24 protein-coding genes and 4 pseudogenes are annotated in these 25,190 nt (G+C 62.9%); 6 read left to right on the top strand and 22 right to left on the bottom strand.

Annotated features, from left to right (window positions below):
- Nucleotides 1-8: 8 nt before the first annotated feature.
- The 4 genes from G6N50_RS20990 to G6N50_RS20975 are packed head-to-tail and all read right to left on the bottom strand — an operon-like array spanning nt 9 to nt 3,646.
- Nucleotides 9-530: an aromatic-ring-hydroxylating dioxygenase subunit beta gene (locus tag G6N50_RS20990; RefSeq protein WP_197748033.1), complete on the bottom strand. Its 522-nt coding sequence runs from the start codon at nt 528-530 to the stop codon at nt 9-11.
- Nucleotides 527-1,813: an aromatic ring-hydroxylating oxygenase subunit alpha gene (locus G6N50_RS20985; protein WP_083094474.1), complete on the bottom strand. Its 1,287-nt coding sequence runs from the start codon at nt 1,811-1,813 to the stop codon at nt 527-529. The genes G6N50_RS20990 and G6N50_RS20985 overlap by 4 nt, the downstream gene beginning before the upstream one ends.
- Nucleotides 1,810-2,568: an SDR family NAD(P)-dependent oxidoreductase gene (locus tag G6N50_RS20980; RefSeq protein WP_083094475.1), complete on the bottom strand. Its 759-nt coding sequence runs from the start codon at nt 2,566-2,568 to the stop codon at nt 1,810-1,812. Before G6N50_RS20980 ends, G6N50_RS20985 begins: the two co-directional genes overlap by 4 nt.
- Before the next feature lies 1 nt (nt 2,569).
- Nucleotides 2,570-3,646, bottom strand: a complete 1,077-nt coding sequence (locus G6N50_RS20975) for a class III extradiol ring-cleavage dioxygenase family protein (RefSeq protein WP_083094476.1) — start codon at nt 3,644-3,646, stop codon at nt 2,570-2,572.
- Nucleotides 3,647-3,830: 184 nt separating this feature from the next.
- Here G6N50_RS20975 and G6N50_RS20970 point away from each other — a divergent pair, with 184 nt between their 5' ends.
- On the top strand, nt 3,831-4,433 hold the full coding sequence (locus tag G6N50_RS20970; protein WP_232068807.1) for a TetR/AcrR family transcriptional regulator: 603 nt from the start codon (nt 3,831-3,833) through the stop codon (nt 4,431-4,433).
- A 3-nt stretch (nt 4,434-4,436) separates the two neighbouring features.
- Here G6N50_RS20970 and G6N50_RS20965 read toward each other — a convergent pair whose 3' ends face one another.
- From G6N50_RS20965 to G6N50_RS20925, 9 genes are read right to left on the bottom strand one after another with little or no spacing between them, the layout of a single operon-like run.
- Nucleotides 4,437-5,261 (bottom strand): fumarylacetoacetate hydrolase family protein, encoded by an 825-nt coding sequence (locus G6N50_RS20965; RefSeq protein ID WP_408632527.1) that lies wholly within the window; start codon nt 5,259-5,261, stop codon nt 4,437-4,439.
- Nucleotides 5,262-5,272: 11 nt separating this feature from the next.
- Entirely contained in the window at nt 5,273-5,830 is a 558-nt protein-coding gene (locus tag G6N50_RS20960) for a YceI family protein (protein ID WP_232068805.1), read from the bottom strand.
- A 14-nt stretch (nt 5,831-5,844) separates the two neighbouring features.
- Nucleotides 5,845-6,429, bottom strand: a complete 585-nt coding sequence (locus G6N50_RS20955) for an aromatic-ring-hydroxylating dioxygenase subunit beta (protein ID WP_232068804.1) — start codon at nt 6,427-6,429, stop codon at nt 5,845-5,847.
- Complete coding sequence (locus tag G6N50_RS20950) at nt 6,426-7,826, bottom strand: aromatic ring-hydroxylating oxygenase subunit alpha (RefSeq protein ID WP_232068803.1); 1,401 nt, start codon at nt 7,824-7,826, stop codon at nt 6,426-6,428. The genes G6N50_RS20955 and G6N50_RS20950 overlap by 4 nt, the downstream gene beginning before the upstream one ends.
- Nucleotides 7,827-7,836: 10 nt before the next feature.
- On the bottom strand, nt 7,837-8,667 hold the full coding sequence (locus G6N50_RS20945) for an SDR family NAD(P)-dependent oxidoreductase (protein ID WP_083094480.1): 831 nt from the start codon (nt 8,665-8,667) through the stop codon (nt 7,837-7,839).
- Nucleotides 8,668-8,670: 3 nt separating this feature from the next.
- Nucleotides 8,671-9,237: a VOC family protein gene (locus G6N50_RS20940; protein ID WP_083094481.1), complete on the bottom strand. Its 567-nt coding sequence runs from the start codon at nt 9,235-9,237 to the stop codon at nt 8,671-8,673.
- Nucleotides 9,238-9,279: 42 nt separating this feature from the next.
- Nucleotides 9,280-9,675, bottom strand: a complete 396-nt coding sequence (locus G6N50_RS20935) for a nuclear transport factor 2 family protein (RefSeq protein WP_083094482.1) — start codon at nt 9,673-9,675, stop codon at nt 9,280-9,282.
- A gap of 27 nt (nt 9,676-9,702) precedes the next feature.
- Nucleotides 9,703-10,137 (bottom strand): nuclear transport factor 2 family protein, encoded by a 435-nt coding sequence (locus G6N50_RS20930; protein WP_083094483.1) that lies wholly within the window; start codon nt 10,135-10,137, stop codon nt 9,703-9,705.
- Between the two features lie 21 nt (nt 10,138-10,158).
- Nucleotides 10,159-11,340 (bottom strand): acyl-CoA dehydrogenase family protein, encoded by a 1,182-nt coding sequence (locus G6N50_RS20925; RefSeq protein WP_083094484.1) that lies wholly within the window; start codon nt 11,338-11,340, stop codon nt 10,159-10,161.
- A gap of 273 nt (nt 11,341-11,613) precedes the next feature.
- On the opposite strand from G6N50_RS20925, the gene G6N50_RS20920 reads away from it, so the two are divergent.
- The 3 genes from G6N50_RS20920 (at nt 11,614) to G6N50_RS20910 (ending at nt 14,263) form a co-directional block, all read left to right on the top strand.
- Nucleotides 11,614-11,856 (top strand): ferredoxin, encoded by a 243-nt coding sequence (locus G6N50_RS20920; protein WP_083094485.1) that lies wholly within the window; start codon nt 11,614-11,616, stop codon nt 11,854-11,856.
- A gap of 335 nt (nt 11,857-12,191) precedes the next feature.
- Entirely contained in the window at nt 12,192-13,301 is a 1,110-nt protein-coding gene (locus G6N50_RS20915; protein WP_083094486.1) for a cupin domain-containing protein, read from the top strand.
- Nucleotides 13,298-14,263, top strand: a complete 966-nt coding sequence (locus tag G6N50_RS20910) for a dihydrodipicolinate synthase family protein (protein WP_083094487.1) — start codon at nt 13,298-13,300, stop codon at nt 14,261-14,263. The genes G6N50_RS20915 and G6N50_RS20910 overlap by 4 nt, the downstream gene beginning before the upstream one ends.
- Before the next feature lie 217 nt (nt 14,264-14,480).
- On the opposite strand, the pseudogene istA reads toward G6N50_RS20910, so the two are convergent.
- The 5 genes and pseudogenes from istA to G6N50_RS20885 all read right to left on the bottom strand — a co-directional run.
- Nucleotides 14,481-15,495, bottom strand: a pseudogene (istA, locus tag G6N50_RS20905) (IS21 family transposase); the annotation flags it as partial.
- A 272-nt stretch (nt 15,496-15,767) separates the two neighbouring features.
- Nucleotides 15,768-16,762, bottom strand: a pseudogene (locus tag G6N50_RS20900) (IS3 family transposase); the annotation flags it as partial.
- Between the two features lie 688 nt (nt 16,763-17,450).
- The gene (locus G6N50_RS20895; protein WP_083094489.1) at nt 17,451-18,392 is read right to left on the bottom strand and encodes an SAM-dependent methyltransferase; all 942 of its coding nucleotides are present in this window, start codon (nt 18,390-18,392) and stop codon (nt 17,451-17,453) included.
- A 46-nt stretch (nt 18,393-18,438) separates the two neighbouring features.
- Entirely contained in the window at nt 18,439-19,563 is a 1,125-nt protein-coding gene (locus G6N50_RS20890; RefSeq protein ID WP_083094490.1) for a phosphotransferase family protein, read from the bottom strand.
- Nucleotides 19,560-20,681: a TIGR03857 family LLM class F420-dependent oxidoreductase gene (locus tag G6N50_RS20885; RefSeq protein ID WP_197748032.1), complete on the bottom strand. Its 1,122-nt coding sequence runs from the start codon at nt 20,679-20,681 to the stop codon at nt 19,560-19,562. The genes G6N50_RS20890 and G6N50_RS20885 overlap by 4 nt, the downstream gene beginning before the upstream one ends.
- Before the next feature lie 731 nt (nt 20,682-21,412).
- On the opposite strand from G6N50_RS20885, the gene G6N50_RS20880 reads away from it, so the two are divergent.
- Both G6N50_RS20880 and G6N50_RS20875 read left to right on the top strand, forming a co-directional pair.
- Nucleotides 21,413-21,619: a hypothetical protein gene (locus G6N50_RS20880; protein WP_083094492.1), complete on the top strand. Its 207-nt coding sequence runs from the start codon at nt 21,413-21,415 to the stop codon at nt 21,617-21,619.
- 75 nt (nt 21,620-21,694) lie between these two features.
- Nucleotides 21,695-22,062 (top strand): annotated as a pseudogene (locus G6N50_RS20875) (LLM class flavin-dependent oxidoreductase); the annotation flags it as partial.
- A gap of 34 nt (nt 22,063-22,096) precedes the next feature.
- On the opposite strand, the pseudogene G6N50_RS20870 reads toward G6N50_RS20875, so the two are convergent.
- From G6N50_RS20870 to G6N50_RS20855, 4 genes and pseudogenes are all read right to left on the bottom strand, one after another.
- Nucleotides 22,097-22,431 (bottom strand): annotated as a pseudogene (locus tag G6N50_RS20870) (DUF732 domain-containing protein).
- 55 nt (nt 22,432-22,486) lie between these two features.
- On the bottom strand, nt 22,487-23,149 hold the full coding sequence (locus G6N50_RS20865) for a hypothetical protein (protein WP_232068802.1): 663 nt from the start codon (nt 23,147-23,149) through the stop codon (nt 22,487-22,489).
- Nucleotides 23,146-23,436, bottom strand: a complete 291-nt coding sequence (locus G6N50_RS30155) for a hypothetical protein (protein ID WP_179970041.1) — start codon at nt 23,434-23,436, stop codon at nt 23,146-23,148. Before G6N50_RS30155 ends, G6N50_RS20865 begins: the two co-directional genes overlap by 4 nt.
- Nucleotides 23,437-23,738: 302 nt before the next feature.
- Nucleotides 23,739-25,190, bottom strand: coding sequence for an MCE family protein (locus G6N50_RS20855; RefSeq protein WP_083094493.1), 1,452 nt, complete (start codon nt 25,188-25,190; stop codon nt 23,739-23,741).

Below are 25,190 nucleotides of genomic sequence, written 5' to 3'. Positions count from 1 at the left end.
TTGGGCCTTCACAGAATGAAACTGACTTTTCCTTGCGGCCGGAGGTCCTCGCAGTCCAGCGTGGCCCGGCGCTCCCGGATGCGGAAGCGGCCGTCCGCCCCGCGTACCAGCACATGGCGGTACTCACCGGTGAACAGATGTGATGCGCTGCGCCGATACCGGTAGACGACGAAGTTCGACCGCACCTCGAAACCATTCCCGGCGTTGTCGTGGACGCGCACGTTGGTAATCAACCGGCGGGTGCGTGAGCGTGGTCGCTCGACGAACGCCATCTCACTTTCCAGGCGTTCCACCCGCCCCACGATCTGAGGGTAGGAATCGGCGATGATGAAGACGGTCTCGTCAGGAGTGGTGGAATCGATTGCGTCCGTGGATGGTACGAGGTATGAACAGTCCTCGGTCAGCAGCTCTAGCCATTCCGGCAGCTTCCAAGTATCCAGTAACTCGGCCTCGTGATAGAGGAACGATTCGACTTCGTATGCGGTGTCGCGGTCAACCGTCGCCGGGTGGGAAGACAACATCTTGGTCATGACTCCTCGGCTCCGGCCATCGCAGCCGCGTCCACGCCGACAACGTCGGTCTGCCACTGCCGCCAAAAGCCACGTATCTGCTCTTCGTCGGTCATGCTCGGAACGTCCTTGCCTATTCCCTTGGAGACGATGTTCCACTCCGTGCCGCGCACGTGTCCGTAGGCTTCCTGGCAGGCTTCGATGACCTCGTTGTCGTCCGGCGTCGCGAAACCACCCGGACCGAGGAATTCCAGATACCCCTGAATGCGGTGTTTGCGCAGTTCGGAATCCTCGCCGACGGGGGCCAAGCACCAGGCCGTGACATCGGTGTGGTCGACGGCGACCGGGTCGAGCACCCGCAATTGCAGCGACGCGCCGTCGATGATCAAAAGGTTGGGATAGATCAAGATGTTCTTGGAGGTCTGCCCCACAAGTTGGGCGGTCTCCTCGCCGAACTTGTCCACCAGTTCCGCTGCGATGGTATGGACCCGCTGCTGGGCCCGCTCGCTCATCACCGGAGCGGGTTTGGCAACCGACCGGCCGAAAGGCGCCTTGTAGCGCATCATTACGTGTCCGTTGCCCAGGCTCAGGCCTACTCCGTCCAAGCCTCCGCTGAGGTCGTAACCCCGGCTGTTGAGGTAGGCGAAATACGTCTTGTGCACGGCCATGCCGTGGTAGCCGTCGAGACTGTTTTCAACGATGAGCTTCCAGTTACCGCCCATCCGGTAGATATGTGTTCCCTCAACCACTTCCATCTGCCCGGCCAGCGATTGATCGATGATGGAATCCAGGTACGGCAGCACCGGAGCGAGGTAGTCGCGCAACGGCCGGGCGTCACGGTTGAACGTGGCGAAGACGAAGTCCCGGTACACCTCAAACCTGGGCGAATCCAAGCCGAAGTTCGCGGGGTCGAAACTGGGCGGGAACGACGCGCGCTCGGCGACACCGACCAACTCGCCCGAATTCTTGTACGTCCACGCGTGATACAGGCAACGGAACCGCTCGGCATTTCCCTTAGGCTCGCGACAGACCAGCGCACCACGGTGACGGCAGGTGTTGAAGAAGACCCGAAGCTCACCGCTGTTGTCCCGGCACATGATCAGCCGCTCGCCGACCACCGTCCGCGTGACGAAGTCACCGGGCTGGGCCACCTCGGTGGCGTGACCGACGTAGAGCCACTTACTGGCGAAGATCGTCTTCTGTTCGCGTTTCAGATGTTCCTCGTCGGTAAAGACCGACCGATGGACCCGAAAATCCACACCCGGGGTTTCGACGACCAGATCCTTGTATCCGTTGACGGTCACGCGAGCGTCGACCCTCCATTCACGCCGACCACCTGGCCGTTGATGAATCCCGCCTCGTCGCCGGCGAGAAACTCGACGAGAGCGGCGACCTCACTCATCTCCGCAGGCCGGCCCATCGGGATCTGGGACAGGAACCGCTGGGTCAGTTCGGGCTGTTCCCGCAGGAACCGCTCAAATTCGGGCGAGCGGACAGCTGGAGGCGCCACCACGTTGAAAGTGACACCCTGCTTACCGAACTCACGGGAAAGGCTGCCGGCCACCGCATGCACGCCACCTTTGGCGGCGTTGTAGATCGCATGGTCCTCAAGGCCGTTGCGCACCGAATCGGCGCCGATGAAGATCACCCGGCCCTTCCCGGCCTCGAGCATCACCGGGAGCGCGGCCAGCGTCGACCGCAGCGCGGACCACAGGTTGCGGTTGATGGTGGCCTGCAGGGTTTCCTCGGTGTGGCGCAGCGTCGGCCGGATGACGCCGCCGCCGGCGTTGTTGACCAGCACATCGAGGCGACCAAACACCGAGACCGCCTGGGCCACCATCTGTTCGGCCGCTTCCCGGGTGCTCAGGTCACCGACGCTGGTAATGACCGGCGCGGTGTGATCACCCTCGAGCTTGGCGGCCAGTTTGGCCAGGCCCTCGTCGTTGGTGTCGGCCAGCACGAGCGACGCGCCGGCGGTAGCGAATCGCTCACTCAACGCCGTACCGATTCCGCCCGCGGCCCCGGTGACGATGACGCATTTGCCGGTGAATGCGCCCATCTCAGTTGCGCCCCGCCACCTGGTAGACACCGAAGACCTTGTTCGAGGTGAACAGATCGGTCTCGATCATCTCCATCCACTCGGGACGCACACCGAGGTGGTCGACGGCACCGGCAAGACAGAACCAGTTCAGCATCTCGTGCTGCCCGGCCTGCTCGACCTCCTGGAGTGTTACATCGCGCCAGGCGGCCGGCTTGTCACCATGGAGCTGCGCGAACAGCTCCCGGTCCCGGGCCGTGTCGGGGAGCAGGAATCGGCTCGCCTCGTTAAGGAAGGCGTGCGACCAGCTCGATGACGCGACCAGGGCCACCCGTGATTTGCTCTGCAGGCAGATCTCGGCAATTGCCGCACCGAGGTCGAAGCAGCGGGCCGGCGCGGGCGCAGGCGGATCCAATTCAGAGATGTCCTTGGGCATGCTACTCAGATAGGCCAAGCCACCCTTGTGTTTGACCAGTCGACGGCCATAACAGTTGATAGAGAAGAACAACGAGGGATAAGGGAAGCCCTCACCGCTCCAGTCGAGGTAGCGCAAAGTGTTCGCGAACGCGGCCGGCATCGGCCGGTCGGGCAGCGGCCGGTAGCTATAGGCGATATCGAAGCCGCGGCTCAGCAATTCGGTGGTGAGTTTCTTGCCGGCCCGGGCCGCGCCCTTGATCGGGTACGACGTGTCTTCTGGCTCGCCCCAAGCATTCGGCCGGCCCTTGTAGAACGGCCGTTGCCACAGCTGCGTTTCCAGGTCGTCGAAAGCACATACCGCGAAGGGCGGGACGCAGTCCTCGTGGAACAGCTCATACTGATCGTCACCCCAGATCAGCACGACATCGGGTTGGAACTCGTCCAGGGCATCGCGCACTCGTTGGAAGTTCTGTCGCAGTTCTTCGCGGTGGGCTGCCGCCGCGGCCAGGCCGTTGTCGTCGCCCAGTTCGCGCACAAGCAGGCTCGACAGCGCGGCAGGGTCGCGCTTCTCCTCGGGCAGCTCGGGATCCCGCTGCGCCCAGCGGAACACGTCGGCCATTCGCTCGTCGGGTAGCGCCAGCGGCGGGAAATGTGTGGCACCTAATGCCAGTACTGCACCCATGGTCCGGTGATCCTCCTCGATCGCTGTTCAAGCCCTGCGCGAGCAAGGTCGAAGCTAATGCACTGATAATAGAGAAATTACACATTTTATTCAATATGTTCGATTAGCGGGATTGCGTTACCATTGTTGTTAACGAGCACGCCTGTCGAGCCGAACGACGGAGCTCCAAAAAGGAAGGCATAGCGTGGCGACCAGGGCGACCACCGAGGCGAAGATATTCAACGGCGCCTTGCGCGCCCTCGCGCGTCAGGGTCCGAAGAAGCTGGCAATGAGCGACATCGCGGCTGAGGCTGGGGTCTCGGGCGGCACGCTTTACAGGTACTTCAAGAACAAGGAGGACCTTCTCGAGGCGCTCGGGGATCACTTCATGATGAGGTTGCGCGGGATCCTGCAGGACGAAATCGCCGAACAGCCCGATCCGGCGGATCGCCTGCGCGTGGTCCTCGACGTCATGCTGCGCTACTGGCAGGAAAACCCGGCGACTGTCCAGCTGGGCCAACTCGAACCGGGTTTCGTGATCGACTACATCAAGCAGGTGACACCCCAGTTGTCCGCCGTTCTGCGTGACGAATTGGAGCCGGCACTCGCCGACAGTCCGGCGATCCGGCTCGGATTGGCGACGCACGAGGAGATCGTGGATCTTGTTGTGCGGATGGCTTTTTCGCATTACTTCATGCCTGCCAAAGACTATTCGGAGCTGCGTGATCTGCTTGTCGCTCTCGGGGGTGCAGCAGGACTGGAACCGAAGAAAGCCCGGTCCAGGGCCGGCCGCAAGGCCGCAAGCTGATAGTTACGACCGCTTCGCACCGACGACATTGCGCAGCACCCCGATCCCTTCGATCTCAGCCTCCACCACATCGCCTTGCCGGAGGAACCGGCCGTCCTCCATACCGACACCATTCGTAGTGCCGGTGAACACGATGTCGCCGGGCCTCAGCGCTACCCTCGCGACGACATAGTCGAGACATTCGTCAAGACTCCAGATCATCTTCGCCGTCCGATCATGTTGGCGCTCTTCACCGTTCACGCGCAAAGAGATCCCGACATCGATCTGGCCCGATCCGCCGAACTCGTCCTTGGTAGTAATCCACGGCCCCACCGGGGTCGCCCCGGTGAGCGCCTTCATCGTGAACAGGTCCAGCCCGCCCATAGGCGACGGCGCATCACGCGCACTCACGTCGTTGCCGACGGTGTACCCCAAGACGGCGTCGGTGAGGTGCCCGTCAGGCTTGCTCACGGCTCGCGCCATCACCGCCACCAGCTCGACTTCGAAGTCCAACTGGTCCGTGATGGCGGGATTGGCTAGTTCGTCGTCGTGACCGATGATTGCCACCTGCGGTTTGATGAAACCCACTGTGCTTGGCGGCCTTTCGGTGACGCCGAGCTTCTCCAGGTGCGTCCAGTAGTTCATTCCGACCCCCACGACCGTGGACGTCGGGGTGATGGGCGGCAAGAGGCGCACGTCCTCCAGCGCTATTGGTGGGCCAGCGAACTCGAAGGTTGCCCGACCCTCAGCCGCAGCCGAGCCCCAATCGGTGATCTCACCGCCGATGGGCCGCACCGTGCCTTCCCCGGCATCGACCACTGCCCACGAATCATGGTCCTGGAAGCGGATTCTCGCGATTTTCAGGGTGATCCCTCCAACCGTATGTCCACGTGCACTGTCTGTCCGATCGCTCGGTCGAGGAGCCGTGGGTGGACGCGATAGACCAACCCGAAGTCGTTGCGGGTGAACTGCCCCTGCCCGGCGAGGATCGGCCTCGTCCCGCCCCCGTCTCGGATGAATCGCTCCAGCTGAATCCGCAGTGGCAACGGCCGGGTGACGCCCATGAAGGTCAGCTCCCCGTCCAGCAGGAACCCTTGCGGATTGCCGCCGGCGGCATCGGGGCTGATTCCCGTCGAATGATATTCCGCGGTCGGATGGCTCGCAATGTCCAGCAGCGAAGCCGAGCGAATCGCTTTGTCGCGTCCCTTGCTCTTCGTATCGACCGAGCCAAGGTCGATCGTCGCAGCCACCGTCGAATCCGCCGGTTGATCGGCCACGACGATCTGCCCCTCGACCCTCAAGATGCCGCGAACGTTTTGCACGCCAAGGTGCTTGACCCCGAACCTTAGCGTCGACCGGACCGGATCGATCGCCCACGTACCTGCCGCATAACCCGGAATCTCGGTCGCAGAAGACAATTCGTGACCCTGCCTCACAGATAAACGGCGAGGTTCTGCACGCCAAGGGTGGCCTGCTCGAAATAGATTGTGCGCGAGGCGATCTTCCACTCATCACCCACCCGGATGGTGTCCACTCGCCGGGCCGGGAGGAAATCCAGCGCGGGATCGTCGTAGCGGGACCGCAGCAGCAGGATCGAGCTGTATACCTGGTATTCGTTCGGCGTATCGGTCTCATACGCCCTTACCTTGTGCACAATTCGCTGCGTTCGCGACAGCGGATTCTCGGCCCAGGCGCTGTCGGTCTGCGTCATCCGCATGACCTTCAACATCAGGGTCATGATGTTCTCGTTGAAGTGGAACATGTCCGCCTCGTACACGCCCCGAGCGCGGTGATCGCGCGTAGTCCGGACCGGTGCACGATAGATGATGTCGGGCGCAAGCAGACCCAACCAGGCGGTCAGGTCGTCGGAGTCCAGCAGTGCGGACTCGTCTTCCAGGAACCCAACGATCTCGAAGTGACGTGGATCGGTCACCGGGACCCGAGAGCCCCGCGGCGTCGGATAGCTGACACCCGAGTGGGTCTGGGCGTCGATGTCCGGTGTGGCATCTGCAGTCACCACGGTCTCCCTTCCATGAACTCGCTGTAGCGCAGCCAGAAGTTCCACTGCGTGTCATCTTTCGGGAACCCTGCGTACACCTGTCCGGGACCGGGCCAGTCGGCGGGCTTGTTCTCGCCGGTGATCGCCTGATAGCGAAGCTTCTGCCGGCGCCCCAACGCGCCGCGCGCGGCCTGGCTTTGCATCGGCCAGGTGTCGGTGTCGTCGGCCTCGACGAATCCGCTGATCCCGAATGTGGCAGCGGTCATCAGATTCATCGATTCCGCGAGCTCTTTCGGCGCGTCACGCTCCACCAGGCTCCAGTGGAACAACTCGAAGTGGTCCGGCCCTTTCGGAACCCACACCCGCCAGCTGAAGAACGCCGACGGGGTGCCGTCGGGGAACTGGAACGGCATGGCCAATGCGCCGACGTTCGGGAACAGCTGACCTACCTGCGGGGTGAACTGTGTCAACACCTGCAGTTGGCCCTCGTCGAATCGTTGCGGCAAGTCTTCGACCATGTCGGGCGACATGCCCGGCGGTGCCGCCAGCCGCAGCCGTTCTATCGGGGACAGTGCGGTCAGGTTCTTGCCCTTGAGTGCGGTGATGTAGTGCTCTTCTCTGAGGTCGAAGCACCGCACGAAATGGCCTTTGTGGCTGGCGCTCACTCCGGCCATCGCGGGCTCTTCGGCCGCCGGTCCCAACAGCTCGAACTCCTGCATGGACCGGTGCAGCGTCAGGGTGTGGAAGATGTCTCCGGCAAACTGCTCGGCGGCGCACTTCCAGTTGGCGGGGATGATGAAGCGTTGCGGGTGTCCCAGCACCGTCATCCCGCTTCGGGTGCGGTCGAACATCAGGTCCCAGTACCAGGTCATCGGGCCGAGGTACTCGCGCAACGTCGGTGCGTTCTGGTCGAAGGTCACGAAGACCATGCCTGCGTAGAGCTCAACCCGCCCGCGCTGCAACCCGAGTTCGTCCTTGGTCCGCAGGTGGCCTTGCATGGTCTCCCGGGCGATGGGGGCCGCCTGGAAGGCGCCATCGGACTTGTAGACCCACCCGTGGTAGGGGCACTGGAAATTCTTGGCGTTGCCGGCCTCGAATCGGCACACTTTCGCTGCCCGATGGGCGCACACGTTCAACGCGGCCGTAATGCTTCGGTCGGCCGCGCGGCTGATGATGACCTGATCCTCACCGACATACCGCAGGACGTAATCGTCGACGTTGGGGATCTCATCCTCATGGGCCACGGCCGTCCACGCCTTGGCGAACAGGTGTTTGAGCTCCAACTGGTAGAGCTCCGGATCATTGAGGACGCGCAGCGATACCTCGCGGTAATCCTTGTCGATCAGCTCTGACAGCGGGGTCCCGTCCGCCAGGACCGGTCCGGTCCGAGCGTGCTTCACTTCGTCGATAGTCACGACGCTCTCCTTACTTGTTTTCCGACCCGGCGCTGCCGGGCAGTGAGTCGAAGACCGAGGGGTCCGGTGGTCGGGTGTTCAGCCGCGGTACGTGCAGGCCCCCGTCGACCGGGATGGTCGCGCCGGTGATGAAGCGTGCCTCGTCGCTGGCCAGGAACGCCGCCACTGGGGCGATGTCCTCCTCCGGGTCACCCATCCGTCCGCAGGGGATCATCAACGGAACCGCTTCGAGCAGTGCAGGATTGGCGGACGCCATCTCCTCGAAGGCAGCCGATGCAGCGATCGGTGCGATCGCGTTGACCAGGATGTTGTGCCTGGCCCACTGGAAACCGGCCGTGCGGGTCAGAGCCTGCACACCGCCCTTGGCGGTGTTGTAGTCACCATGAACCCAGTTGCCGTTGTCAGCGTCGATCGAATAGAAGTTGATGATGCGTCCACCACCGTGAGCTTTCATGACGGGGAACGCGGTCTGCATCCCCCACCACACGCTCCACAGGGCGACTCCGAGCATCTGCTCGAACATTTCGTCGGTCTTCTGCTCCAGCGGAACTTCCGGGGTCAGCGAAATCGCGTTGTTGACGAGGACGTCCAAACCACCGAAGGATTCCTGGGCGATCGCGATCGCACCTTCGATGTCTGCCTTGCGGGACACGTCGGTCTGGACGAACAAGCCCTCGCCGCCGAGCGTGCCGAGGTCCTCGGCGACCTGCTTACCCGCGTCGGCGTCGAACTCGGCGATGACCACCTTGGCGCCCTCGCGGGCGAACCTGCGGGCGATTCCCCGCCCGATACCCTTGCCAGCGCCGGTGACGACGGCAACCTTTCCGTCCAGACGGGCCACCAGTTACGCCTTGCTCTTCGCGTCAAGGACCTCACGGACGCGCGACCGGAAGTTGGGGTCATGGGTGTGGCTGAAGTTCACGTTGCCGCCCTCACCGTCGAACTCGTGCAGACCGGTGAGATCGCGCTCGGGGTCCGAGAAGTCCACCGCGTAACCGCCTTCGCGGACCGCGACGATCTCCCACCAGTTGCCGTCGGGGTCGGTGAAGTAGAACGAGGTGTCCCCGTGCATGTGGCGCACGTCGGTGATCGTCTTGAGGCCCCACTCGTCCTTGAGCTCGACGAGCCGGTCGTGGGCGGCGTGCACTTCTTCCTCGCTGCCCACGTCGAGGCCATTGTGGGCCAGCATCGGCATGGAGCTCTCCTTGCCGGTCTCCACCACCGCGTAGGCGTGGTTGGTGTTGAGCCGGATCATCATCGAGCGGGCGCTGGGTTGAATCACCTCGAGCCCGAGGACCTCTTCGTAGAATCGCCGTGACCTGGCGATGTCGACGACCTCCAAGGTGCCGTGACCGAGCCGTTGGACCTTCAGCACAGGTTCGCCGGTGAACTTGTCTGTGATTCCGGGCATTACAGGTTCCTTCCTAATTCCTCGCCGAGATGTTCGGGTCGGTCACACGCCGGCTTGCAGTGCTTGCATCGCCGCGGCCATTTGGGCCGAATCCATGTACTCCTCGATGCGTCGGATCCGGCCACCCGAGAGGGAAATGCGCTGAATCGCCGGAATGGCCGCCGTGTCGCCGTTCGGCAGTGTCACCCGCACCACGTGCCGCTGAACGCAGGTATCGTCCGTGAAGTCACGCCCGACGACGTAAAATTCGGCCTGCATTTGGGCCAGCCCCGCGAGGGCGGCAAGTGCTTCGCTTTTCGGTTGTTCTTGTTGGGTGTAGTTGTGCCATACCACTGCGTCGTCGGTGAACAGTGCTTCGCAGGTCGCCTGGTCCCCGGTTGCCAGCGCGGTGAAGAACTTGTCAACGGTGGCCTGCACGTCGTTGTGTTTGTCAGCCATGATTTTCGCCTTCCTTGATCAGACCTGTCACGGCCACACCTTCGGCGTGAAGATCGCCCGCGCGATTCGTTCTGAAATCCGCCATCCTTCAGGAGTTTTGACGTACTTGTCGTGAAACTCCATGACGCGGCCATTTTCCGTCGCATACACCACCGGCTCGCCTTGCTCCGATGGCGGTCCGTGATAGACCATCGAGCAAACCACCGCCTCGGCGGCGTCGTTCCCGACATTGGCGAAGTGGAAATTGGTGACCAGGTGCCGCGTAGTCGCCTTTGGCCGGTCGCGCATGCCCTGGCGCAGCTCGTCGTGGCCGTGGTGGACGTTGCCGGCACGATCGAAAACGGCGTCCGGGGTGAACAGCCCGATCATCGACTCGAAATCGCCTTGGTCCACGTAGTAGGCGAAGTCGTTGTTCAGCCGGACCAGCTCCCACTCGGCCGTCATCGTCTCGGTAGAAGTCATGTGCTCTTCATTCCCCCGAACTCAGATCAGGGCCGACGGCGGGACGTCTTCGTCAACAAGCAGCGCACCGACGATTTGGTAGATCTCCGGGCTCGCCGCCACATGCTGTGCCGCGGTGCGGATATCGCGGAAGCGTCGCTGCAGCGAGGAGCTGCTGTACATGGCATTGCTGCCGGCCAGGCCGAAGGCCTCGTTGACGATCTCCACGCACTCGGTGTGGGCCCGCGCCACCATCGCGCGCTGGCGCACCGCAGCCATCGTTGTGATCGGCTCTCCTGCAACCGCGGCGTCCCACATCAGCTGGGCCTCCTTCTCGGCGAGCGCACGCACGGCCGCCAAGCGGGTGTCGAGCAGACCTAGTCGGAATTGGAAGACGGTGTCCTCGGCCAATCGCATGCCGGGGTTGAACGCCGGCCGCTTGGTCTTGGCGAGCTTGCGCACGTCATCCAGCGCGCCCTCGGCGATGCCTAGCACAACAGCGACGTGGGTGGGCCCCAGCGCCAAGCGGGTCGGTAGCCGGAACATCGGGCTGTCCACACCGGAAGCCCCGAAGAACTCACCGGTGTGGTGCTCGGGCACGAACACGTCCTTGAGCACCAAGTCATTGCTGTTGGTCGCCCGCAACCCCACCGAGTCCCAGGTATCCAGGAACTGGGCCTGCGCCGTCGGCACCACGGCGAGCTTCATCTCGGGCACGCCCATCTCGGTCATCCGAGGCTGCCCGTTGTCCAGGACAATACAGTTGCCCATCACCCACTGGTGCTCGTAGCTCCCGCTGGCCAGTGGCCACTGCCCGTTGACGATGTAACCGCCCTCGGCCGCGACGGCAACACCCTTTGGGGCAAAAGCACCCCGCGCCATGGTGTTTGGGCCATCAGGATAGATCTCGTTGTCGAGCACCTCTTTGGAGAGACGGGCGAATACCGGCGCGAAGTCGGCGCCGATCATCACGGTCCATCCCGTAGAAGCATCCGCCCGCGACACCTCCTCGATTACGGCCATGGCCTCCGGCAGGCTCATCTCCTCCCCGCCGTATTGACGCGGGACGAACATGCGGAAAGCACCGGCATCGGCGAGCCGCTCGAGCAGGTCGGCGGGCACCACCTTGGCCTTCTCGATCTCGTCGGCCCGCTCGGCGATTTCCGGGGTCAGCGCCCGGACGGCTTCGAGCACGGTAGTTGTACCCGCCGCAAAGGTTGTCATGCAGCACCTCCAGGTTGACAAGGTCCGACCCAGTTACCGCCAACGGAGCCGCGGCAGTTATTGAATAAATATGTTTCGTTGCACACTTAACGTATTATGTGTTCCGGATCACCGCGCGGTCAAGTGGCAAGAGCTCGGGGCACTGGCCTGATGCCAGTGGCGGGCGGCACATGGCACTCTGGCACAAGTTGGTCATAGAACACATAATCGTTTCATTCTGTCTCACAAATTCTCGACCTCACCGGTCGGGCCGATCGCGGAGGGACCGTCACCATGGCAGACAATGAGCAGGCCTTGACGATCAGCATCGACCGGTCGAAATGCTGCGGCTATACACTTTGTGCCACTGAGGGGGTCGATGTGTACTCGATCGACGACGAGGGTTATGCCGTCGCACCGGCGAGCGTGCCTGCGGAACTCGAGGATCAAGCCCGCCGTGGTGCGGCCGCATGCCCTGAAAGGGCGATCATTCTCGGCCGACGGGATGCGACCGGCGACGCCACTGACGGCGTATAGCGCGATAGCGACCGAAGAGCTTGCCTCCATACTCCATCGCCCGCCGCCCAAATCGCTTCGATGGTCGGCCGACGTCCGGGTTCCCGCCCGATGTACTTTTTTGGCCACCCTTGCCGCTCGAACCTGAGTCGTTTTATGTTGGGCGTCAGGCAAATCGGAGATATCAAGTCAATAGCATTGATTTGCCGTAAGTCGTCTTGTTTGTGCAACTATGAAGATGTAACCTCGACCACAGTGGTGGGCGCTCCCGACCAGCCGCGCCGCAGCGAGCGCGGTTTCCTTCTGACTTGGCGGCCGCGCTAGACGGGTCAAGTCCTCAACCAAGGACATCGGATATGACGACGACACGCGAGCCGGGCCAGACGCTTGCCGAGTTCGACGAACACCTCAATGAACTACATCTGCGCGGACAATGGCAGTACGACGCGCAGTTGGTGCAACTGACCGACGGTCCGCGTCCCGCCGGTGTGCCTTTCCTGTGGCCACGCGGTTTGGCCGAGCAAGCGCTCGAAGAGATGTGCGTCGTCAGATCCAACGACATCGCTAGGCGCAACTTCACCTTCATCAACCCCGGACCGGGGGTCGACGGGACCACCCCCACCCTCGCCATGGGGATGCAAATCACCTTGCCGGGCGAAATCGCCTGGGCGCATCGCCATTCGATCAACGCACTGCGGTTCGTCGTAGATGGCAGTGCCGACCTCTACACCGCTGTCGACGGCGAGAAGCTCGCGATGGAAGATGGCGATCTCGTCATCACGCCGGCCTATACGTGGCACGACCACCACAACGAAAGCGACAAGCGCGGAATCTGGATCGACATCCTGGACGTGCCGGTGATGGGCTATCTGCGGCAGATCTTCTTCGAGCCCTACGGAGCCAGTACACAGCCTATTCGGGAGAAGCGTGCCGACTTCATCAGCAACCGTTCAGCTCCGGTTCAGCCGGCATGGGAACGCCGTGATGGCTCCCGCATTCCGTTCCGGTACGCGTGGCGCGACGTCAGAGCATCGCTGTGCGACTTCACCGGCTACGAGGGCAGCCCGTTCGACGGGGTGATAATGCACTACGCGCATCCCATCACCGGCGGTCCAACTCTGCCGACCATCGACTGTTTCGCCCAGCTACTGCGTCCGGGGCTGCGGACGCAGCAGCACCGGCACACCTCCAGCGCGGTGTACTACGTGGTTGAAGGCGAAGGCACCACCCATGTGGGTGACCACCGGCTCGATTGGTCGGCAGGCGATTCGTTCGTAGTCCCGAATTGGATGTGGCACCAACACATCAACAACTCGCAAAGCACCGAAGCGGTGCTGTTCTCCGCGACCGACGCCCCGCTTCTCGCCGCGCTGGGAATGTACCGGGAGGAACCGCATGACTCGTTCGGAACCGGTCCTTATCCAGCGGTACCGGCCGACCTGACACGTGGAGGCCAGTCACAATGACCATCACCCGAGCCGACGTCCGAGGGGTGGTGGGCATCGTGCCCACCCCGGCCACCAGTGACGCAGGAAGCTGGCGCGCCGACAACACGGTGAACACAGCCGAGGCCGAGAAGATGATCGAGGAGGTCATCGGCGCCGGCATCGAATTCGTGATGTCCACTGGGACTTTCGGCGAATGCGCGTCGCTCACCCATGACGAGTGGCTCACCTTCACCACCTGCATCGCCAAGGTCATCCGCGGTCGGGTCCCATTCTTCGCCGGTGTCACCACCTTGAATACCCGCGACACCATTTCCCGTGGGCGCGAAGCGATCCACGCCGGTGCCGATGGGCTGTTCGTGGGGCGCCCGATGTGGCTCCCGCTCGACGACGACGCGATCGTGCGGTTCTACGGCGATCTCACAGAGGCACTGCCTGGTGTTCCCTTCGTTGTCTACGACAATCCCGCCGCGTTCAAAGGCAAGATCAGTGTCGAGGCCTACCGGAAATTGGCCGATCTGCCGCAGATCGTGGCGACCAAACACGCCGGCGGGCCGACGCTGCAACGCGATATCGAAGCTGTTGGCGACAAGGTTGCCGTACTGCCCCTCGACAGCGACTGGTATGCCGCGGCAAAGCAATCCCCTGACCTGGCCACCGCCTGCTGGTCGGGCAACGTGGCCTGTGCCCCTTCACCATTGGCGGCACTCTCCAGGGCCGTGCTCTCACGGGACTGGAACGCGGCAGCAGCGATCTCCGAGAAGGTCAACTGGGCGCTGGCGCCGCAATTCGGTGGCGATATGTCGCGCTTCATGGACTACAGCATCCCGGTGGGGCGGGCACGATTCCGCGCCGCAGGGTTGATCGACCCGGGCCCCAGCCGACCGCCCTACACCGACGCTCCCGCCGACATGATCGCCGGCGGCGAGGAAACCGGCCGGCGCTGGGCGCAGCTGGAATGCGAGTACCGCGACAAGCGGTAGCCGCCTGCCGGAATCTCCGGCGTCTGGTTACGTTTGGGTCTTGCTCAGCGCCATCCTAGGTAGCTGTTCGACTTCGTCGAGCGTCGCAGGGGTGTGGCTTCGGCACCGATGAGGCTGAGGAAGAATCGAAATGGCCATCGAACCTACCGCCGCCGATCGACCTCGACGCCGCGCAGCATTCCGCTGTCGTCGCTGAATACCGCGGCGACACGCGGCTTATCAACGTGCAGGTCGTGCCCACCAGGCGCTTGGGCACCGAGTAGCGGGCTGAGCCGTATCGGATGCAGGACAGGCTGTCGACCTTGCGGCGCACCGACCCGGCACCGATCTCCAGCCGCAGCGACGGCAGCGCTTTCAGGACGCGGCGTTCCTCGGCGAGTCGCTCATCGGGCACTGCGCAGATCTCCGCATGCACCACAGCGTTGACCTGCGCACACCACGACGCGGCCTGGCCGTTGAGAGCACGCAGATCAACCATTTCGCCGGCCAGGGCGGCTTCGGTCAGCAGCGGGATCGCGAGGTCGTCCTGGGCGTAGCCGCACAGATGCTCGACGATGCTCTGCGATTGGGGATCGGCAGCGTGGCAGAAATCTGGGTCGAAACCGTAATGGGAGGCCAACCGCACGTAATCCGGTGTCGGGACAACGACATTGGCGACCACACCGCCTTTGAGGCAGCCCATCCGGTCAGCCAGGATCTTGGCCGGAACCCCGCCGATCGCCTCAAAGGGCTCGGCAATCATCGCCAGCGTGGTCGAGACCTTCTCGTCAGCGGCGAAGCGCACGAACCGCCACCGCGAATACGCCAGCACCGCGCAGAACATCATCAAACCCGGTGCGGCTTGGGCCCAGTCCATCACCAGATAGTCACCCGGTGACCACACCGCAGGACGCCGCTGATGCCGGTTAGCGTTGCGCCACAACACTTTCTGCTCGGCCATCACCGGCGGAAGTTACGTGCCGAGTCCTGATAACCGGCCGCACGGGCAATCGGCAACATCCGCTTCGCCGACATCTTGCCCTTCGACTCTCGACCCGAGTCGCGACCGGCTCGACAAACGCATCGACATTGCGTGGTCGCGGTTCCCGTGGCCGCGGTCCGCCTTCCTCGGCACGCTCGATGACCTGCTTGGCCGTCTTATGCGTCGTGCCGCACAGCTCGGCCGCGCCGCGATACGACCCGACCTGGCGATACGCAGAAATGATGTTCATACGCTCCCTTGCAGACTTCAATAGAGCTCCCTGGGCGGTGTGGTGACAGTTGGCGCTATCACCGTCACCGCCCAGGCCCACAGCTCCCGGAAATGACACGCGGGCCCGCAAAGGAGTGGGGACTTCCTACTGGCCACAAACGGGGACCTTCTCATGGCCACGGACATTCATCTGCGCCCTACAGCAGTTCGACAGCATAAGCGACGGGATCGCAAAGCTAATGACGAATGGGTCTGCTGCATGAATAGGTGACACCTTGACCTGACCTACCTGTTGGGTTCCAGTGGTGGTAGCTAACTGACGGCGGTGAGGGTGTCGTTGGCAAAGGATAGTTCGTACTCGATCGGGGTGCGATAGCCCAGCGCGGAATGGCGTCGGCGGCGGTTGTGGAAGATCTCGAGGTAGTCGAAGATCGCGTTGGCCAGCTCTACCCGGGTCTTCCACTTCTGGCGGTCGAGAAGCTCGATCTGCATCGAGGACCAGAAGCTCTCCATCATCGCGTTGTCCAGGCCGTCACCGATCGTGCCGAGCGACGGCACCAGCCCGGCAGCGCGGATCTTCTCACCGAAAACCCAAGAGGTGAACTGGGTTCCATGATCAGCATGGACAATCCCTCCGGCGGCTGGGCGGCGGTTGCGGATCGCCATGTCCAGTGCGTTGACCACCAAGCTGGAGTCAGCCCGCGAGTCGATCGACCAGCCCACGATCCTGCGGCTGAACGCATCCAGGACCGCGCAGCAGTACAGCCACCCTTCACGGGTTCGATGCTGCGTAATGTCGGTTACCCACAACTCATTTGGTGCGAGACGGTGGAACTTGCGATTGACCAGATCATCAGCAGTGACCACGCCGCGTAGCCGCTTGACCCGGACGGGCCCGGGGAGCCCGTAGATGCCGGCGCGGGTCATGAGCACCGATACCGTGCGCGGACACACCGTAATACCCATACCCAGGGTGAGCTCGGCATGCACACGGCGATACCCGTAGGTGCCCCGAGAGGCTACGTGCACTTCGCGGATCAACCCGGTCAACCATTGCCGCCGCAGCGCCGTCGGCGTGGTCGGCGTGCGCTTGTGTTTGTAGTAGTTCTGGCGCGTCACACCGAGAATGAGGCAGCAGCGATCCACGGACGCCCCGGCGTCGACGAGTCGATCGATCACCGGGTAGATCCTTTTGGGCGGGGCTTGTCCTCCCCGAGAAACGTCGCGGCCTGGCGCACAATCGCCAACTCGGTTTCCAGCTCGCGGATCCGACGGCGAGCCGCGCGTAACTCAGTCGATTCACTCGACGGCACACTGACCTGACCTACGGTTTGGTTACGACTTTCGGTTGCCGTTGACAGCATGGGCGGGCTGGAGGAGTGCGGAGTTGCGGGAGCTGCGACCCAATGTGCGGTCCTGGTCGCGCCGACCCGAAGCAAGGAGTCAGCTGGGCGGATCTCGTTGTCGACGGCACAGGCGATCCATGGCCCGTCGCGCGGTCACCGGTCTGCAGGAAAACGATTGCGTTCCGAGGGGCGCAGCTTGGCTCGACCTCCACACATCATGCATTCGGTTGACCAATATCGAGCGACAGCCATCCTGAACCGGCCCCGGCATGTACGGAGACCTGTCGCCTGTTGGCGAGTTCGTCAGTGGCGGCGGCCTTGTCGCGTGGCCGCTCAGTGACGAAGACACTCCCCCGTTAACCACGCCGGGGCACCCACACTGGCTCTAGAGCACCCAATCCGCCGCTCAAGGTAGATGTGATGGCTGGCCTCATTTCGACACGCCATCTCGCGTTCTTCTCCCCGATCCCGGAAGGGCTTGTGCCGCAAGATCATTCAATGTCAATACATCACTGGACCAAACAGGGTGGCTACGCGGGTCTCGGGAGTCGCGGTGCTGTCCGCCGTGGGGGTCGTCGAAGAGGACGGTGCCGTCCTTGGACGCAGCGGTTAGGGCATTCGCTAGAGCACGCCCACCTGGTCGAGGTGCTCAGCTGCCGCTGGTCTCGTTCCCGAAGATCGACGTGCAGTAGTAGTTCTCGCGAAGCAACAGTGCGTCGTCATTGTCTGGTAGCGGCGGTAGTCCGTTGTCGGCCAGCAACTGGCTCAGCGAAGTACGGACCGAACGCCAGCCGTGGCTGTCCAGATAGGTTGCGACATCGTTGCGTTCGCCGTCATAGCCCAATTCGATGGGGTCGAGGTCGAGTCCATGGTCACGCCACCGCTGAGTAGAGGTTCGCAGCATCTCGGCTAGTGCAGCGCCGTCCGGCGCGTTCATAAAAATCTCCGCCGCCAGCCGGCTGCCGACAGTGCTGAGTGCGGTGATGTTGTCCAGCAAGCAGTCCTGAGCCTCAGGCGGCAGGAAGGCGAGCAGACCCTCGGCGAGCCAGGAACTGGGCAGGCTAGCATCGAAACCGGCCTGCACCAGCGCGGTCGGCCAATCATGGCGCAGATCAATCGCAACCGCCCGCAAATCAGCCGTGGGTTCGGCGCCCATGTCGGACAGCGTGGCCACCTTAAATTCGATAACCTGCGGTTGATCAATCTCAAACACCGCCATGTTGGACGGCCACGACAGCCGGTAGCCACGTGCGTCCAAGCCCGAAGCCAAGATCACCGCCTGACGGATGCCTGCAGCGGCCGCATCGGAAAAGAACGCGTCGAAGTAACGGGTGCGCGCCGCCATCATGTAGGTCATACGCTGCAGGCCCCATGGGGCGTTCGGGAGATCAACCTCGGCGGCGTCAAGCTCACCAGTAGCCCACCGGGTGAAGAACTCGATGCCGACTGCGGCCACCAGCGGCTCAGCGAACCGGTCCTCGATCAGCGGATCCTCCGCATTGGCGGCACGGGCCCTGCCCGCAGCCACCATCGTCGCAGTCGCTCCCACACTAGATGCCAGATCCCAGGTGTCGTTGTCTGAACGGTTCATACTTTTGCCCTTTCCACTGCCCTAGTTCCATTCCCATTGCCGGCCGTCACGCCGGGCCGGGTTCATCCATCCCCATTGCCCTCATCAGGTCGATGAAGTCCTGTCCGACCTCTGGTTGCGGCTCACCCAGTTTGGCGGCGAGCATCCTCATGAATGGAGAATGTGTACGGGCAGTGGTGCTTTCGGGAATGCGGCCCAAGCCGATCTGGCGGTCGGCGGCGCGCATGCCGATAATCGCCATCCGCAGGGCGGCCAATACGTCGTACCAGTGCAGGTCTGCGAGCTTGGTCCCCGCATACGTTTCGTACCAAGCGATCGTGGTGGCGCGGTCCGGAAGCCCGGCGAGACGGGACACACCCATTCCGAGGCTGAAAAGATCATCGAAGAACAGCCACCAGGCGACGTCGACCTCGGGTGGGCCAAGAGCGGCCATCTCCCAATCTATTACGGCGCTTACCGTCAGGTCGTCGCGGAACAGCATGTTCGCCGACGTCGGATCACCCCACAGGACCCCAACCGGGGCATCGGTGGGACACTCGCGCATGAGAAAATCGATAGCTGCGTCAGACACGGGGTGTTCCCGGTTGCCGCGCGCCCACCGATACCAATCGGCAACCATGTGCAGGTATTGGTCGAGTCCAGGGGCTCCGCGTGCGGGCTGGTTCAGGAAGTCGAATCCCTGAGTCCAATCAAGTTGGTGGATACGGACAAGCACGTGCAGCCCATTACGCCAGACTGTTCCGCGCTGATCTGTGGGCAGGTCCTTCAACCATCCTTGCACGTTGTAGTTGGGGGCCTGGTGAACGACGCGACCTCCGCACTTGTGCATAACCAGGAAAGGCGCACCGAGCACAGCCCCGTCCCGCTCGATGCCGATCATGCGCGGCACGGGCACATCGGAGCATTCCGCGACGACGCGCATCATCTGGTAAGGGAGATCAAGGTCTGCGTCGAGGAAAAAGTCGCTGCCCTGATTCTGTCGGCGGATGACCAATTCAAGCTCGGTTGGTGTGCCGCCTTGGACGCAGCTTACATCAGCGAAGAAAGTCTGCGCGGAATTGCCGGTGCCAGCGAGAGTGAGTGCGGTGACGCAGATATCGGTTGCCGGTAACTTGTCCGCCAGCCATGCCGCGAGGGCTTGATACGTGTGGTCTGGAGTGATTTCGTTCATGATTTCGCGTAGACCTTCAGTAGCGGGCCGAGCCGGTCGGTCGTCGTTCCGTGCAGCACAATCTCGTCGGCTCCTGCTGCGCGGTACTCATGCAGTCGCGCGGCGACCTGTGCTGCTGATCCGATCGCCGCGCCCGTGGATATCCAGCCATCTGGGACTAGAGAGACCGCTTCAAGTGAGCGGGCGCGCAACTGTTCGGGGGTACCGGCTTGTAGTTCAAGGTTCGCGAAGCGTGGATCTGCCAGGAGTTGGTGCACTGGCGATGGATCCCATCGATTTGCGGTGATGATATGACGGGCTAGGTCCCGCAGGGTGAAGTAGGTTGCGGCGCGAGCACGCACGATTTTGGTGATTTGGTCGTCGCTGCAGTCGGGCGCGACGACGACCTCGGCGTAGATTTTAACCGTCGCCGGATCTCGGCCGGCTTCCTTGGCCGCATCGCGCACCATTGCAACAGACCGGGCGACTCCCTCGGTCGTCAGAAAAGGATGCAGCACTGCACCGTCGAAGTGTGCGCCGGCCAGATGCAGAGAATTCGGCCCGATTGCCGCCAGGATCAGCGGAGGCGCCACGGCGGGAGTGTCAGTCAAACGTATTCGGGGATAGCGGCCGGCTGGGCCGTCATAGGTAACGGTTTCACCGCGCCACAGCGCACGATAGATGTCGGCATAATCCCTGATCGCGGCACCGACCGGCGTGGGGATCCCGAGGTCCCGCCACATGCCCGCTACGTTGCGCCCAAAGCCGAGTATTAGGCGGTTGTCCGACAACGCCTGCAAGGTCGATGCCATTCCGGCCAGAACGACGGGGTGCCGCGTACCGAAGTGCGTGACCCCGGCCACCAGCCTCACGCGTGACGTGTTTTGGGTGAGGGCACCCAGGGTGGCGCCGATCTCTTTGGTTTCCCAGCGTTCAGAAACCCAGACACTGCCCAGGCCGATGCGCTCGCCGATGGCGGCTTGCTGTAGGCCTGGCCGCACATCCGTAATCCGTCCTGGCAGAACGTAAGCGCCCAGCTCCGGAGTTACGCGTTTCGTCCGGCTATAGCGCATGTTCAAGGGAGTGTCGCGCGCGGCCGGCTGGGGCGATACTCCACGCAACCGGTCATCGCCGGTCATACCCTGCGGGCTCTGTCGTGCTCTTCGTGGCGAGTTGTAACTATTACGTTCCGATGACGACGGGACTCTAACAGGCGGAGCCATCGGCGGTGCCGATGGTGCTGTGGTCGGTGTCTGCAGGCGCCGTTGATCGGCGAACTCGTGGTGCGGCGCCTCCGCGTCCTACAACGATGAGCGCCCGACGCATTGAGGGGATTATGAGGGCGTAGAACCTGCGTCTGCATGCCCTCCTGGCTCCACCTGGGACCGTACTCCGTGACGGTGTGATTGAGCCGGTGGGACTGCCAGTTTGGAACGCTGTGACGCATCCTTCGCTCCCCGCGCCGCACGACGGTCGCACCCGAGTCGCCAAACACCGTCGTCGCGCTGTGCACCACGGTGATATTTTACTTTCATAACCAAATGACGTCAAGAGTCGAAGACGACCGTCAACTACCCCGCCGAATCGGCAAGTGGCAGCCCGCCACGTTCAGACAATCTGCCAGCCCTAAATATTCAAAACTCTTTGACCTCAACGGTACCGGGGCCGATATAGTTCAGAAAGATAACATTCTAGACTCCACGCTAGCTACAGGGATACGACTGCAAACGTCGCCCCAGTTTGACGGTGACACACGGAGACGCCCTAACCGGTAGATGTGATGAACGTGCTGCTGGACAGGGAAGAGCTCTGTAGATGATCGAAGTGCACGGCATCGCCCATGTGCGCTGAGCTAACAGATAACCCGGGAATGCTTGACCCAGACCGGTTCAGCGCCGAGTACTTCTCCGAGGCCGGCGAGGGTTGGCAATACGTCCCAATCGGTGGCGGACCGCGGTCTCGGATCCGGGACCACTTCGCCATTCTCGAAGCGATCCTTGCGCTTGACGCCATTATCGGGCGCTTCGAAATCTGCTTCCCAGAACACGAATTCCGCAAGCCGTTCCTTTTACCTTGATAGTCGGTGGATTCGTCCGCGCTCACGGACAAGCGCGAGAACCAGCCACGGCACCCAGAAGGGGCGCCAATGCCGATGTCTAGCTTCCGAATCGGGCTTGCAACCGAGATCTTCAACGCTCGTCATTCGCCGACCGCCTTGGTCCGAGCGGGTTATCTGAGTGCTCTGGCAGCGGCATTGACTCCTTTTGGGTGCCCGACCATCTCAACGCCCTGCTGCCTCGGGCGATCGCCACCCCGCACTATCTCGGCGCGGCTAGGCTCGTACCCAAGGTCGACGCCTACCTCGAACCGTGGACGATGCTCGGGCATATTGCGTCGTGGAATCGCCTGGGGCGGCTACGACTCGGCGTGAGGGTGACCGATGCCGGGCGCCGCAACCCGGCCGTTACCGCGCAGGCGGCTGCCACCTTGCATCTTCTCACTCGCGGACGGGCGATACTCGATCATCCGGTGGCCTCCTTTCTTTTCCGGGTGGTCACGACGCCGGTGGCCGGTAATACGCCGCGGAGTTGCGCAGCTGCCAGATCAATGCGGGGCATAATTCGTTGACCGACTGGGCGATCAGATACGACGCCTGGTATTGGTCTGCGGTCTGGAAGTCGGCTTTGACATCGCCATGATCTGCGCATAGGTGCGGCCCTGGGCGACGTTGTCGCAGATGCCGTGCCCATAGGCCAGTGCGTCGTCGGCATTGGCAAAGTTGTAGCCGGGTCGCACGGTGACGTTGACCAGAAACGCCACCGCATCGGCGTCGGCAAGGGGAGCACTCGGGACGGTGCCGACGCACGCGAGCACTGCAGGTGCCGGCATCAGGCTTGGCCAAGGACTTCGGTGTCTTCACGGCTTCACCACCTGACCTCAGCCCTTAGACCGGATCGAATCCGGAGATCAGCCACCGGTCCCCGATTTTGTCCAGCGTCACCCTGACGCTGGAGGCCATACCGGTGGGAGCGTCGTTGCCGACGATCACGGTCTGATTGACGAAAACCAGCACCACGGCATGGTTGGCAGTCGCCGACACCGACGCCGCAGCGGGCACGCTAGCCGCCGCCGATATCTGCTTTTGCTTGGCCCCGGGGATCACCACATCGCGGGTGAGCGACGTGTATGCGTCCTTGAAACTCCCGGTCAGCCGGTCGCGGACGCCGCCCAGATCCTTGTCGACGGTGTCGGGCTTGTAGGACAGCAGCGCCACCGTGCCGTCGGTTGCCGCGCGCACCGATTCGATACGCGCCTCCTGGGGATCACGCACCAAGGAGTCCAGCCACTTCAGGTAACCCGCCGCCATCGCGAGCAGCAGCGCCAACGCGGGCAGCACCCCGTAGGCCACCACCCGACCCCACCGCGCACCGCGCAAAACCGCCGGACCTTCGGAGCTGCGGTCGTCAGCGTCGTCCTCAGAGTCCCCGATCGGCGCGGGGTCGGCTTCTCCTTGGATGGTCTGCCCTTGGGTCACCGGTTCGGCATCGACCGCGGCGTCCTCCTCGGTGCCGGTCGCGGTGCCGTCGGTGATCTTTGTCTTGCTCATGGCACGCACTCGACGCTGGACACCTTGGCGCCGTCGCCGACCTTTTGCACACTGATGCGCATGCGCCAACGCCGCGGCTGCTGCTCGGCGGCCCCAGCGGTCGAGGTCTTCACCGTCACGGCGACAAGCACCTGAGCCTGATTATTGTCGTCGGACTCCAAGCCGGCCTCGGTGACGGTGCCCTGGGACTTCGAGTGGGCCTGTTTGACCACTTCGCTGAACGCTGGTGAGCGTTTCTTGAAGTCGTCGTAGAACGTCCCGGTGGCCGAATCCAGGATCCGCTGCACATCGGGGTCCGCCTCGGTGTAGCTGGCGGTGGTCAGATTCAGTGCCCCCTGCCGGCCGACCTCCAGGAAGAGTTGGCGCTGCTGTTCGGCCGGATGTGATTGGGGGGCACGAAAACCGAGCCGACCGACGCGAGGCCGGCCAGAGGTACGACGACCATTGATCCGATAGCTAACCCCATCCGAATGCCCGATTCGCGTGGCGTCTCGGGATGCGCGTCACCAAGTTCGGTGACTTTCTCGGGGAATGCCGCATTCTCTTCACCGGCGCCGTCTCTAGCGTGATCTTGGATCGCTGGGTTCTTTCAGTTTCCGGTGGGCGGCATCAGCATCGACTGCCATGTCTGCTCCTTCGGGGCATTGTGTGCCAGGTTGGATTGCGTGTATAGGTGTCCATCCGGCCCTAGGTAGGTCCCAGTGGCTGGGTCGTAAGTCAGGACGGCTATTGGAGGTGGCGCTGGTCCCGGCGACGGTGTGCCCGGCGGTACCGCTAGTTGCGGTATCCCCTGGCCTGACAGGGTTGCGTTCGGGTCGCCCTTCCAGTTCAGACCGTCGTTGAGCGGTACGTATTGCTCGTCGCTTTCACACATCTTCACTGTCGGGGCGCGCTTGCCCGGAACGGTTTCACAGGGCGTATTCCGCACGCCACGCACATTCCAGGGTGAGTCCTGCGGCACTCGGCAATACAGGTCGCCAGCCGGGCGAGGGGGGTAATCCACGTCGCTGGGCACTCGCTGCTGCTGGACCGGGAGGAAGCCGGTGGCGCATGGTGGCGGCAAGTTCAGGTTGAGACTGAAGTCGAGGTAGAACCCTTTATATGGCTGCTTGATGTCCAGGTCAGGAACAAGCCCTCCCGCCATCATGGCGGTTCCTTGGGGCAGCAGTACCAACAACTGCTCGATGTCGTTTCGGTAGGTGATCGCCACCTGATCAACGCTGACGAGGTTGGCGAGCACGATCGGTAGCGTGGGCTGTAACCGCTCAAGTAGCTGTCGGGCCTCGTCGGCGGCTTGGGGACCCTTTTCGAGCACCCCCGCAACGGCCGAGTCCTGTGTTTGCAGCTCCCCTGTCATGGTAGCCAGATTGGCTGTCCATGCCTGGATCGAGCTGGGTGTGTCGGCCTGTGAGTCCAGCACCGGCTGGGATTGGTCGATCAAATTGGTCAGGGGGTCCAGATTCTTCCTCGCGTCGATGGCGAGGGCCGTCGATCCCTTGATGATCCGTCGGATTTCCGGCCCCAGGCCGCCAACGGCGATATAGCTTTCGTCGATCACGGTTTTCAGGTTGTCGCGCGGGAGGGCCGCCAACGCTGTGTTGGTTGTATTTAGTACTGAGTTGATGTCGACGGGCACCGACGTGCGGCTTCGCGGTATCACGTCGCCCTGACGCAACGGCCGGGAGGTGCCGGCGCGCGGCAGCAGCGCGACATATTGTTCGCCGACCGACGATTGGCTATGTACCTGCGCATCGAGATCGGACGGGATGTCGATCCCCGAATTAAGCGACAGCACGGCAGCGACGCCGGTGGTAGTCAGTCGCACGTCTTTGACCCGGCCCACTTCCGTGCCGCGGTAGGTGACGTTGCCGCTTTTGTAGAGTCCACCCGACTCCGGGAGCTCGATGGTCACGGTGTAATGCCCGACCCCGGGTATCAAGTTTTCCGGCTTGATGTAGTCAAACACCGTCACCCAGCCAGCGACGATAGACACCAGCGTGAAGGCGCCCAGTTTTATCCAGATTTGTCTGCTCAACCGCAT

The organism is Mycobacterium mantenii (assembly GCF_010731775.1).
GTDB lineage: Bacteria > Actinomycetota > Actinomycetes > Mycobacteriales > Mycobacteriaceae > Mycobacterium > Mycobacterium mantenii.
Note: the sequence above shows the minus strand (reverse complement) of the source record. Positions and strands in the feature narration are given on the sequence as shown.